Genomic DNA, 10,983 nt, shown 5'->3' on the forward strand with positions numbered 1-10,983 from the left:
GAACAGGTGAGGGCGGGTCATGACGGGTTCGAGCGGCACACGGCCGGCAGCCTTGGCGGTGTGGGCGCTGACCAGGGCCCTGCTTCTGCTCTGCGTCATCAAGGTGATCACGCTGCCGGGCCCGGACGTGACGAGCGACGTCTCGGTGATCTACCACGGCTGGTACGACGTGCTGCGGTCGGGCAGCTATCCGAAGTCCGACGTCACCTGGCAGTACCCGCCGGTCGCTGCGCTCGCGATCCTCTCCCCCGCTCTGCTGCCCTTCCTGGACTACGCCTCGGCCTTCTTCGTCCTGGCGTTCCTGTGCGACGCGCTGGTGCTGGGCCTGCTGCTGTACGCGGGCCGCACCGCCGCCCGGCGGACCGCCGGGGCCTGGGTGTGGGTGGCGGGGGTGCCGCTGCTCGGGACGACCGCGTACGCCCGGTACGACGTGATGGTGACGGCCGTCGCCGTTGCGGCGCTGCTGGCGGGGGTCCGGCATCCGCGGGTGCTGGGGGCGCTGGCGGCGTTCGGGGCGCTGCTGAAGGTATGGCCGGCGCTGCTGCTCGCCGGCACGGCCCCGGGGCGGCGTACCCGCCTGGCGTGGACGACGGCGGCCGGAGTGGCGCTCGGGCTGCTGGTGCTGTGCACCGCGGCGGCGCCCGGGGCACTGGCGTTCCTGGGCTTCCAGCGGGACCGGGGCACCGAGGTCGAGTCGCTGGGGGCGCTGGTCTTCCATGTGGCGCGGCAGTTCGGCTGGCAGGGCCGGGTGGAGCTGCACTACGGCTCGCTGGAGTTCCTGGGACCGCACGTACCGCTGGTGAGCACCCTCTCCCTGGGGCTGAGCCTGGTGGCGTTCGGCTGGCTGCTGGTGTGGCGGCTGCGCGCGCGCACGTTCGGAGTGAGTACGACGGCGGACGCGGCGTTCACCGCGGTGCTGCTGTTCACCACCACGAGCCGGGTGATCAGCCCGCAGTACATGCTGTGGCTGGTCGGTCTGGCCGCGGTGTGCCTGGTCTTCAGGGAGAGCCGGATGGCCTGGCCGGCCGCACTGGTGCTGGTGGCGACGGGCGTCACGCAGCTGGAGTTCCCGCTCGGCTTCATCCATGTGGTGACCAGCGACGCGACGGGCGTGACGCTCATGTTCGTCCGCAACGGGCTGCTGGTCGCCGCGTCCCTGCTCGCGTGCGCGCGGCTGTGGCGGGACACGGTGCGTGACCCGGCCGCGGACGGGTCACCGTCCGGTGGTGTGCCTGCGGCGGGTGACGGGCCCGCCACGCCCCCGCTCAGCCGAGCCGGCTCTCCAGATAGGCGCGCCAGCGCGCCGTGAAGTCCTGCGGGGTCGTGCCTAGCACCTCGTGCAGAGCCTGCTCCACCGCCCCGTCCCGCCCTGAGTGGCCCCCGACGGCCCCGTAGAAGGCGTACAGCTTCTCCTCGCCCCAGTGGTCGGCGATGAGCTCGCAGGCCAGCCAGCCGCCCTCGTACGCCCTCGCCAGCCGGTTCGCGTCGCCGGCGAAGCCGAAGTCCTCGTCCGTGGGTAGCGTCGCGGGCACGTCGCCGCTGCGGACGGCGTCGCCCATTTCGGGGGCGATCTCGGCGGCGGTGCGCTCCTGGTCCCGGTAGGCGGCCCAGTCCGCGAAGCCTTCGGAGAGCCAGGCCGGGGTGGCCGCGGAGGTGTCGGTGCGGGTGGCCACATGGGTGGTCTCGTGGGTGAGGACGACGCGCTGCCCGAAGGAACCGAGCATGGCGTACGCCTCCGGGTTGACGATCACCCGGTCGGCGGGCGCCTTCCCCGAGCCGCCGGTCTCGCCGGTCGTCACGGCCGCTATGCCCCGGTAGTTGTCGGCGGGCGATCCGAGCAGCTCCGCCATGTCCGTCACGGTGCCGGGTACCAGCACCACCACGCGCCCCGCCCAGTGCTCCGGCCAGGCGGCGGAGACGTCGGGCACCGCCCGGTCCTCGGTGGCGGCGATCTCCTTCAACTCGTCCCGGGTCCGGCCCACTCCCAGCACGAGGCTGTAGGCACCGCGCACCACCTCGACGTCGCCCTGCTCCCAGAGCTGCCTGCCCCCGCCGTCGGCGGCCCGGTCGGCGGTGAGGTACCAGCGGCCGTCGTCCGGGTCCCGCTCCAGGTCGATCACCCGGTCGACGGAGACCGGCGCGCTGTCGTAGCCCTCGATCCGGTATCCGAGCCGCACATGGGCGGTGGCCCGGCCGGCCCCGTGCGCGGAGAGGTCCGTCACCCGGTAGGTCCAGGTGCCGAGCGGTACGTCCGCGAGGTGGCCGAACTCCTTGCGCTGTGCGCTGCGCAGCGCGGTGGCGTCCGGGTCCACCACGGCGACGTAGGCCTCCTCGTCGTGGTGCAGCACGGCGGCGGCGCGGCGGTCCAGCGTGGCGCGGATGTCGCGGGCGGTGGTGTCGGGGGCCTTGTCGGCCGGGGCCGCGCAGCCGGCCGCACACAGCAGCGCGGCGAGCACGGCGCCCGCCGCGCGCCGTCGTCCGCCGCGTGCCCGCCCCGCGGTACGCCCTTGATCAGCCACATGACCGAGGGTAAGGGCTGCCGGGGAGGTCAGACGCGGGTGACCGAGGAGACGGGCATCATGCCGACGGGGTCGTAGCGGACCGGGGCGCCCGGGTACGGGGCGTGGATCACCTGGCCGTTTCCCACGTACATCCCGATGTGGCTGGCGTCCGCGCGGTAGGTGACGAGGTCGCCGGGGCGGGCCTCTCCGAGCGGCACCATGCGGCCGGCGTACCGCTGGGCCTGCGAGGTCCGCGGCAGGCTCACCCCGGCCTGGGCGTACGCCCACTGCATCAGCCCGGAACAGTCGAATCCGGAGGGTCCGTTCGCGCCCCAGACGTACGGGAGGCCCAGCACTCGCCGGACGGCCATGACGGCAGCCGCCGCCCGGGCCGAACCCGCGGGCAGACCGGCCACCGGCCCGGCGGCCCCGTCGTCGCGGCCGGTGCGCGAGGCCCGCTCGGCACCGGGCAGCTCCTTCAGCAGCTCCCTGGCCCGGCGGAGCTTGCGCTCGACGGTGCGCTTGTGGCGGCTGACGGCCGCCCGGTTGCGCTCCAGGCCGGCGAGCGAGCGGGCGGCCTCCGCACGGGTCTGGGCGAGCGCCTGCTGGGCCTTGCGGAGCCCGGCCAGGGCGGTGGCGCGGCGGTCGTTCACCCGGTCCAGGGTGGCGGCCCGGTCGAGATAGCTGTCGGGGTCGGAGGAGAGCAGCAGGGCGAGCGAGGGATCGATGCCGCCGGCCCGGTACTGCTCGCGGGCCGCCGAACCGATCTCCGTACGCATCCGGTTGATGCGCTCCTGGCCCCGGGCCGCCCGGTCCTGGGCCCGGCCCACCTCGCCGCGCAGCCGTTCGACGTTCTCGCCGGCCGCGTTGTAGTGCTCGGTCGCCTGCTCGGCCTCGGTGAGGAGGCGGTCGACCCGGGCCCCGGTGGTCTGCGGTGTGTCCTGCGGCTCGGCGTTCGCCGTGGCCCCGCCGAGCGCCGCTGCGGCGGTCGCCGCCGCAGCCGACATCACGGTCACCCGGGCGCTCCGGCTCATGCCGGGTTGTGTGGAACGGCGATGGGACACCACAGGACGCCGCACTCCCTTCCGCTGTACGCAGACGTGCGCAGCCCCTGCCACCCGGGGCGGGCGGACCGACGCACGGGAGCTGCACAGCAGACAGACAGTAGTCGCGCGATCACGGAGCGGACAAAGGCCGCGCCGGTCGGAAGGGAGGCACACACAGTGACGCCCCGCCGGTGACCTGTGGTCTCCGGCGGGGCGGCTGTCAGTACGGGGCGCGGGAATTCGCCCGTTCGGGCGTGGTCAGATGCGCACCGCTGCGTAGAAGCTGCCGATGGTGCTCATCGACTCGTAGCGGACGAACGTGCCCGAGCGCGGGGCGTGCAGCACGGTTCCGTTGCCCGCATAGAGACCCACGTGCTGGTTGCCGTTGAAGAAGACCAGGTCGCCCGGCTTCAGCTGGCTCATCCCGATCCGCGTGCCCTGGTTGATCTGGGTGTACGTGGTGCGGGTGATGTTGGCACCGGCCTGGGCGTAGGCCCACATGGTCAGGCCCGAGCAGTCGAAGGAGCCGGGGCCGGTCTGAGCCGGGGAGTACGGCATGCCGATCCGGGTCGCCGCGGCCTGGAGCGCGGCGGCACCCAGACCCGAGGCGGGGGCCTCGTTGCCGAGGTCGACGCGGTCACTGGCGGCGCGGCTGGCGCGCTGGTCGTCCGCGCGCATCTTGTCGCGCTCGGCCTGGGTGAGCGTGTTCAGCAGCTGACGCGCCTCGGCGAGCTTGGCCTGCTGCTTCTTCTTCTTCTCGCCGAGCGTCTTGCGGACGTCCGCGAGGTCGCTCAGCTTGTCCTGGGCCTCCTTGCGCTCCTGCGCGAGGGACCGCTGCTTCTCCTGGATCTTCGCCAGCGACTCGGCCTGCTTGGCCGTCAGCTGGTCGAGTGCGGAGGCCTGGTCCAGGAAGCTGTCCGGGTCCGAGGCGAGGAAGAGCTGGACGGAGGGGTCGATGCCTCCGGAGCGGTACTGCGCGGCGGCGAGGGAACCGAGGCCGGAGCGGAGGTTGTTGAGCTCCTGCTGACCGCGGGCCACCTTGTCCTGGATCGCGTCGATCTGCTTCTGGAGCTTGTCCTGCTTCTCCTTGGCCAGACTGTGCTGCTCGGTGGCCTTCTCCGCCTCTTCGTAGAGCTTGTCGACCTTCTCCTTGACCTCGCTCTTGGTCGGCTTCGGGTCGGCATGGGCCGCCTGGGAGGTCAGGGCAACGGCCGCGGCGGCAGTCACGCCGAGCACGGTCACGCGGGTGCGGCTCGGTTGCTTGGGACGACGGTGGGACCCCACGAAGGCGAGCTCCTTCTTCCTCGAGCCGCCTACCGGGTTCTGGGGGAGATGAGATCCCCCAGCTCCGTGCACGTCACGGCCTCGGCGGTTCCTTCACTGCCACCCCGGATGGGTGATCAACCGTGCGAAGGTTCGAGGCCCGACCTTAGTGACCATCTTGTGATCAGTTCAAATCCTCACAGGAAAAATCTCGTCACAGGAGGTACTTCTTTACTCACATCACACAGGGCGTAGCGGCGACTTGACGGTCCGTTCCCTGATTTCCGGCAAGTCGCAACAAGACGCACTAGACGCGCGAAAGCCGCTTCAGGAGCAAGAGGGACGCAACGGGCCTGGCCCCCGCCTTCGCCACCCCGTCGGCCACCTCGCGGTCGGTGGAGACCACCACGACGGGCCGCCCGGGCGGTTCGGCGCGCGCCAGTTGACGAATGACCTCGTCCGCCGTGACACCCGGCTTGCTGAACAGCACCCGCACCCCGCGCGGCGGCGCGAGCAGCACCGGAGCGGCCAGCTCGGCCCCGTCGAAGACGCAGGTCATCTCGGCGCCCGTCTGGGCCGCGAGCACCGACAGACCGCCCAGCAGCCGGAGCCGCTGCTTCTCCAGCGGCATCTGCGGATAGCCGGTCTTGGTGACGTTGTAGCCGTCCACGATCAGATGGGCCTGCGGCAGCGCGAGCAGTTGGTCCAGCAGCGCCGGATCGGTCTCCGAAAGAGCCCTGGCGGCAATGTCCTTGGGCGACATCCGTCCGGGCTCGACCGCGTCCACACTGTCCGCGGGACGCATCGAGGAGGGCGGCAGCGCCAGTTCGCGCCGCAGCCCGCCGGCCGCTTCGAGCACCGTGTCGAGCAGCAGCCGCAACCGCATGTCCTCGACCGAGCGCCCTTCCCTGGCGGCCCTGCGGCCGGCCTCGACGGACGCCTCCGCCTCGCTGAGCCTCGTCCGCAGCCTCCGGGTCTCGCTCTCGGCCGCGGACACCTGGGCTGCCGCCTCGGCTCGCAGAGCATCGCTCTCGGCCCTGCCGCGGCGCAGCGCCGCCTCGCCGCGCTTCACCTCGTTGGCCGCGCTGCGCAGCTTGCGCTGGAGCGAGTCGGCCTCCTTGCGGGCGGCGTCCAGTTCGGCGCGGAGCCGATCGGTCTCGCTCTTCGTCTGGGCGCGGGCCCGGGCGAGTTCCTCGCGCAGCCGCTCCAGTTCGAGCCGGACCTCCTCGTCGGCCCGCTCGGCGTCGGCCCGCTCGGCCTCCTCGCCGGCGGCGGCGACCAGCTTGACCCAGCCGGCCGGGCGCAGCACATAGGCGGCGGCGGCCACGTCGACGGGATCCGCGGCGGCGGGCGGAGACCCCGCCACCAGCGCGGCGGTCAGCTCCGGCTGGGTCTCCTTCAGCCGTTCGCCGATGCGGCGGCGGAAGGGCGCGTCGCCCTCCAGCGCGGCCGCCATCGCGTTCCCCGCGAACTTGGCGCGCCGGGTCGGTGTGAAGCGGGCGTACTGTCGGAGCTGGGCCGGGAGTTCGGTGACCGTGAGACCGCCGAACGCGTCCGCGACGAGCGCGACGACCCGACGCCGCACGCCTTCGGGCAGCGGGCGGTCGAGCGCCTCCACGGCGTCGCCGGCCGCATCGGCCGACGTGGCGCCGCCAGCGGGCTGCTCCACCATCCGTCACCTCATTTTTTATGTCCGCGCGGCCCCGTCAGGAGTCGGCACCCGGCCTGTCGACTAGTTCGATCTGGTCCACCGCGTTGCACCAACGACAGCGCACCGACTCGATGGTCTCACTGACCACCTCGCGTTCCTCGACGCTGGACTCACCGGCCAGGTCGAGGTGGACGTATTCGACGACCTTGGACGAACGCGTCACGTCGAACCTCGTCAGGTTTCCGCAGAGCGTGCAGCGCCAGCGGGTCCCGTCGGTCGGCTGGGGAACCGTCGTCATCGTTGCGTCCTCTTTCGTCGAGCCTTGAGCTGCCGGACAAGGATCTCGCGGTGCGCCGTCGAACTGCGGATGTCCTCTCGTAACCCTACGGCCTCGGCGCTTCCCCTCGGCACGGCGAGGCGGTCTGTCCCGTTCCCTCCGCTTGCGTCATGCTCTGTTCATGATCGATCGGCGGGCTGCGGCCGGCAGACTCCTGCGGGCGGCCACCTCGGGCGGGCCGCCGGTGACGTACGCCCTCATCGCCCTGTGCTGCGTGGTCTTCGTGATCAGCCCGCTCTCGGGGTTCAACCCGGTCTACGGCACCGCGGACGCCCTGCTCGCCGCCCAGGCCGGGTACTTCGAGCGCTGGGGCGTCATCCCGAGCGAACTGTGGGACGGCTCGGCACACGCCGTCCTCACCCCGCTCACCGCACTGTTCGTACACGGCAGCTGGCTGCATCTGCTCGGCAACATGCTGTTCCTTTACGTGTTCGGAGCCATGGCCGAGGAGCGCATGGGCCACACCGAATTCGCGTTCTTCTACCTCGGCTGCGGCTACCTCGCCCTGCTCGCCTACGCGGCCGCGCACTCCACCTCCGACCAGACGCTCGTCGGCGCGTCGGGGGCGATCTCGGCGGTCCTGGGGGCCTTCCTCTACCTCTTCCCCCGGGCCCGGGTCACCAGCCTGTTCCCGTTCCTGCTGTTCCTGCCGCTGCGCTTCCCCGCCTGGATCGTGCTGGTCTTCTGGTTCGTCCTGCAGTGGCTGGCGGCCGAGGGCGCCGGCAGCGGGCCCGGGGTGGCCTACCTCGCCCACGTGGCCGGCTTCGCCACCGGCTTCCTCTACGCCTGGGGGCGCTACGGACGCGGCCGGCCGCAAGGCCCTAGAGTGAAGCCTCCAGCCACGGCCACCGAGGGAGAAAGCCAGCCGTGATCACCGCGATCGTGCTCATCAAAACCAGCGTGGACCGGATTCCCGAGATCGCCGAGGCCATCGCCGCGCTGGACAGCGTCAGCGAGGTCTTCTCGGTCACCGGTACGTACGACCTGATCGCCATGGTCCGGGTTTCCAAGCACGACGACCTCGCCGATGTCATCCCCGGCCGGATCAGCAAGATCCCCGGTGTCGAGGGAACCGACACCCACGTGGCGTTCCGTACGTACTCGCAGCACGACCTGGAGGCGGCCTTCGCCATCGGTCTGGACGCGTAGGGCCTCTCGTTCGGACCATGCCGGGCTCGCGGGCTGGTCCGGACGGGACACCCTGGTCGCCTCAGCACTTTCGGCCGGGTACGGACAACTGTCCGTACCCGGCCGAAAGTGCTGAGGGGGTCTGCTCAGACCTGCGCGGCCGTGCCCCGGTCCGGGACGCAGCGGCCGTCCTCGGTCCGGTACTTCCACTGGGCGCCCTGACTCACGAGTTCCTTGACCGCCCGCAGGAAGCGCTCGATGTGCTCGTCCGGCGTACCGGCGCCGAAGCTGACCCGGATCGCGTTGAGGGACTTCTGGCCCGGCTCCGCCTCCGGCGCGCCGCACTCGCCGACGTCCTGCGGGTCGCTGCCGAGCAGGGTGCGCACGAGGGGGTGGGCGCAGAACAGTCCGTCACGCACCCCGATGCCGTACTCGGCGGAGAGCGCCGCGGCGAAGTGCGAGCTGTTCCAGCCCTCCACCACGAAGGAGATGACGCCGACCCGCGGGGCGTCGTCGCCGAACAGCGAGAGCACCTTGACCTCGGGGACCTCGGCGAGTCCGGCGCGGACCGCGGTGACGAGCTGCTGCTCCCGGGCGACCAGGCTGTCGAAGCCGGCCTCGGTGAGCGCCTTGCAGGCGGAGGCGATGGAGTAGACGCCGATGACGTTGGGCGAGCCGGCCTCGTGGCGGGCGGCGGTGGTGTGCCATTCGACGTCCACACCGCCGTCGGCGCGCCGGGCGACCTGGCGGGAGGCGCCGCCGCCGGCCAGGTAGGGCTCGGCGTCGCGCAGCCAGTCGGAGCGGCCGGCGAGGACCCCGGAGCCGAACGGTGCGTACAGCTTGTGCCCGGAGAAGGCGACCCAGTCGACGTCCAGCTCGGCGATGTCGACGGGGTGGTGCGGGGCGAGCTGGGCGGCGTCCAGCACGATCCGGGCACCGTGGGCGTGCGCGGCGGCGGCGAGCTCCTTGACCGGCCACAGCTCGCCGGTGACGTTGGAGGCGCCGGTGACGCAGACCAGCGCGGGGCCGTAGGGGTCGCGGTCGGCGAGGGCCCGCTCCAGCGTCGCGACGGCCTCGCCCGGGGTGCGCGGGGCGTTCAGGTACGTCACGCGGGCATCGCGCCAGGGCAGCAGCGAGGCGTGGTGCTCGGTCTCGAAGACGAACACCTGGCAGTCGGCGGGCAGGACAGCGGCGAGCAGGTTGAGCGAGTCGGTGGTGGACCGGGTGAAGATCACCTGGTCGTCGGCGCGGCAGCCGAGGAACTCCGCGACCGTCTCGCGGCTGCTCTCGAAGAGGTCCGTGGAGAGCTGCGAGAGGTAGCCGGCACCACGGTGGACGCTGCCGTAGTACGGCGCGTACGCGGCCACGTCGTCCCACACCCGCTGCAGGGCCGGGGCACTGGCGGCGTAGTCCAGTGCGGCGTAGGTGACCTCCCCGCCGGTGACCAGCGGAACCGTCACATCCTTGCCCAGAACCGGCAGCGGCGCACAAATCGACTGGTCGGTGGCGGCGGTGAAGACAGACATGACGAACTCCCGTAACAGGCAGGCGAATTCCGCGTGCCTGCGGATACGCGGCAGCACGGAGGGAAGAAAGAAGGGTGTGCGGAGGAGGGCCGGAAAGCCCTATCGCATTCGCTTGCTCACAAGAGGCTCCCTGAGGACCAGGACCCCACGGGTGGACATCTGACGATGTCGAGGGGTCCGCGCTTGCCGCAGACCTCGCTGCCTGCGGCCTGGTCTTCACCCGGGGCACCCCGCCACGGACGGAGGGTTGCCGGACAGCGGGCCGGGGCCGTAGTCGCTGTCACTCATGACCTGCGCAGCATCTTGCCATACGCGCGGAAACGCGCAAGGCGCAGTCCATGATCTGGACTGCGCCCTGCCTCACATTCCGTACGCCGTCCTGTCAGGCGTTGCTGGCCACGACCCATCTCTCCAGCGCCCGGCCTGCCGCACCCGAGTCGATGGACTCGGCGGCCTTCGCCATCCCCGCGGTGAGCTGCTCGGTGAGCGTGCCCTCCCCCGGGTCCAGCGCGACGAGCGCCGCCGCCGAGTTGAGCAGGACGGCGTCCCGGACGGGGCCTGTCTCCCCGGCGAGCAGCCGGCGGGCCACGTCGGCGTTGTACGAGGCGTCGGCACCCCGCAGCGCCTCCACCGGCACCAGGTCGATGCCGACGTCGCGCGGGTCGAAGCCCTCTTCGCGCACGACACCGTTCCTGGCGATCCAGACGCGGGAGGTCGCGGTGGTGGTCAGCTCGTCCAGGCCGTCGTCGCCGCGGAAGACCAGGGCGGAGTTGCCGCGCTCGGCGAGGACGCCCGCGACGATGGGCGCCATACGCAGGTCGGCGACGCCGATGGCCTGAGAGCGCACCTTGGCCGGGTTGGTGAGCGGGCCGAGGATGTTGAAGGTGGTCGGCGCGCCGAGCTCCGAGCGGGCCTTCGCCGCGTACCTCAGGGCGGGGTGGAACTTGACGGCGAAGCAGAAGGTGATGCCCGCTTCCTCCGCCACCTCCACGACCCGCTGCGGGGGCAGCTCCAGATTGACGCCGAGCTTCCCCAGGACGTCGGAGGAACCGCTGGCCGACGACGAGGCGCGGTTGCCGTGCTTGACGACCTTGGCGCCGGTCCCCGCCACGACGATCGCCGACATGGTGGAGATGTTGACCGTCTTGGCCATGTCGCCGCCGGTGCCCACGATGTCGACCGTACGGCCCGGCACGTGGATGGTCGTGGCGTGCTCGTACATCGCACGGACCAGGCCGGAGACCTCCGTGACTGTCTCGCCCTTGGCCCGCAGCGCCACCGCGAAGCCGGCGATCTGCACATCGGTCGCCTCACCGCTCATGATGCGGTCCATCGCCCACGCGGTGTCGTCGGCGGTCAGGTCCTGGCCGCGCAGCAGGGGCGTCAGCACGCCGGGCCAGGAACGAGCCGCCACGCTGTCGCCGCCGACCGGGGTCACAACGTTCATGGTCCACTCCTGGGTCCACAGCCGATAAAAGGAACGTGACCACCCTATCGAGCCCCGGGGACAGCGAAGAGCCCCGTCCATGCG

The 10,983-nt window shown here is 71.8% G+C and carries 10 protein-coding genes and 1 riboswitch; of the genes, 3 read left to right on the plus strand and 7 right to left on the minus strand.

The genetic code is table 11. The features are described 5' to 3' along the window. The first annotated feature begins 19 nt into the window (after positions 1-19). Positions 20-1,309: a glycosyltransferase 87 family protein gene (locus tag SH922_RS10370; RefSeq protein ID WP_393057180.1), complete on the plus strand. Its 1,290-nt coding sequence runs from the start codon at positions 20-22 to the stop codon at positions 1,307-1,309. On the opposite strand, the gene SH922_RS10375 is transcribed toward SH922_RS10370, so the two are convergent. The 5 genes from SH922_RS10375 to SH922_RS10395 form a co-directional block, all read right to left on the minus strand. Continuing rightward, a complete protein-coding gene (locus SH922_RS10375; RefSeq protein WP_393057182.1) occupies positions 1,266-2,519 on the minus strand; it encodes a hypothetical protein in 1,254 nt (417 codons plus the stop codon). The two genes, SH922_RS10370 and SH922_RS10375, sit on opposite strands and share 44 nt — an antisense overlap. Before the next feature lie 29 nt (positions 2,520-2,548). Beyond that, complete coding sequence (locus SH922_RS10380) at positions 2,549-3,568, minus strand: NlpC/P60 family protein (RefSeq protein ID WP_393057184.1); 1,020 nt, start codon at positions 3,566-3,568, stop codon at positions 2,549-2,551. Positions 3,569-3,805: 237 nt separating this feature from the next. After that, the gene (locus SH922_RS10385) at positions 3,806-4,831 is read right to left on the minus strand and encodes an NlpC/P60 family protein (protein ID WP_393057186.1); all 1,026 of its coding nucleotides are present in this window, start codon (positions 4,829-4,831) and stop codon (positions 3,806-3,808) included. Between the two features lie 286 nt (positions 4,832-5,117). Beyond that, on the minus strand, positions 5,118-6,482 hold the full coding sequence (locus SH922_RS10390) for an NYN domain-containing protein (RefSeq protein ID WP_393057188.1): 1,365 nt from the start codon (positions 6,480-6,482) through the stop codon (positions 5,118-5,120). Between the two features lie 34 nt (positions 6,483-6,516). Further along, positions 6,517-6,759 (minus strand): hypothetical protein, encoded by a 243-nt coding sequence (locus SH922_RS10395; protein ID WP_014156692.1) that lies wholly within the window; start codon positions 6,757-6,759, stop codon positions 6,517-6,519. 160 nt (positions 6,760-6,919) lie between these two features. Here SH922_RS10395 and SH922_RS10400 point away from each other — a divergent pair, with 160 nt between their 5' ends. Both SH922_RS10400 and SH922_RS10405 read left to right on the plus strand, forming a co-directional pair. Further along, positions 6,920-7,669, plus strand: a complete 750-nt coding sequence (locus SH922_RS10400; RefSeq protein ID WP_393057190.1) for a rhomboid family intramembrane serine protease — start codon at positions 6,920-6,922, stop codon at positions 7,667-7,669. Continuing rightward, positions 7,666-7,947, plus strand: coding sequence for an Lrp/AsnC family transcriptional regulator (locus SH922_RS10405; protein ID WP_136328375.1), 282 nt, complete (start codon positions 7,666-7,668; stop codon positions 7,945-7,947). Before SH922_RS10400 ends, SH922_RS10405 begins: the two co-directional genes overlap by 4 nt. A gap of 125 nt (positions 7,948-8,072) precedes the next feature. Here the strand turns inward: SH922_RS10405 and SH922_RS10410 are convergent, their stop codons facing one another. Then, on the minus strand, positions 8,073-9,452 hold the full coding sequence (locus SH922_RS10410) for an aminotransferase class V-fold PLP-dependent enzyme (protein WP_393057193.1): 1,380 nt from the start codon (positions 9,450-9,452) through the stop codon (positions 8,073-8,075). A 174-nt stretch (positions 9,453-9,626) separates the two neighbouring features. Continuing rightward, positions 9,627-9,744, minus strand: a riboswitch (SAM riboswitch). A 90-nt stretch (positions 9,745-9,834) separates the two neighbouring features. After that, on the minus strand, positions 9,835-10,899 hold the full coding sequence (trpD, locus tag SH922_RS10415; protein ID WP_393057195.1) for an anthranilate phosphoribosyltransferase: 1,065 nt from the start codon (positions 10,897-10,899) through the stop codon (positions 9,835-9,837). Between the last annotated feature and the right edge of the window lie 84 nt (positions 10,900-10,983).

It is taken from the genome of Streptomyces sp. LN549, from assembly GCF_043203805.1.
Lineage (GTDB): Bacteria > Actinomycetota > Actinomycetes > Streptomycetales > Streptomycetaceae > Streptomyces.

Coding starts and splice junctions, on each gene's coding strand:
- SH922_RS10370 (WP_393057180.1), top strand. CDS start 20: ATGACGGGTTCGAGCGGCACACGGCCGGCAGCCTTGGCGGTGTGGGCG.
- SH922_RS10390 (WP_393057188.1), bottom strand. CDS start 6,482: ATGGTGGAGCAGCCCGCTGGCGGCGCCACGTCGGCCGATGCGGCCGGC.
- SH922_RS10395 (WP_014156692.1), bottom strand. CDS start 6,759: ATGACGACGGTTCCCCAGCCGACCGACGGGACCCGCTGGCGCTGCACG.
- SH922_RS10400 (WP_393057190.1), top strand. CDS start 6,920: ATGATCGATCGGCGGGCTGCGGCCGGCAGACTCCTGCGGGCGGCCACC.
- SH922_RS10410 (WP_393057193.1), bottom strand. CDS start 9,452: ATGTCTGTCTTCACCGCCGCCACCGACCAGTCGATTTGTGCGCCGCTG.
- trpD (WP_393057195.1), bottom strand. CDS start 10,899: ATGAACGTTGTGACCCCGGTCGGCGGCGACAGCGTGGCGGCTCGTTCC.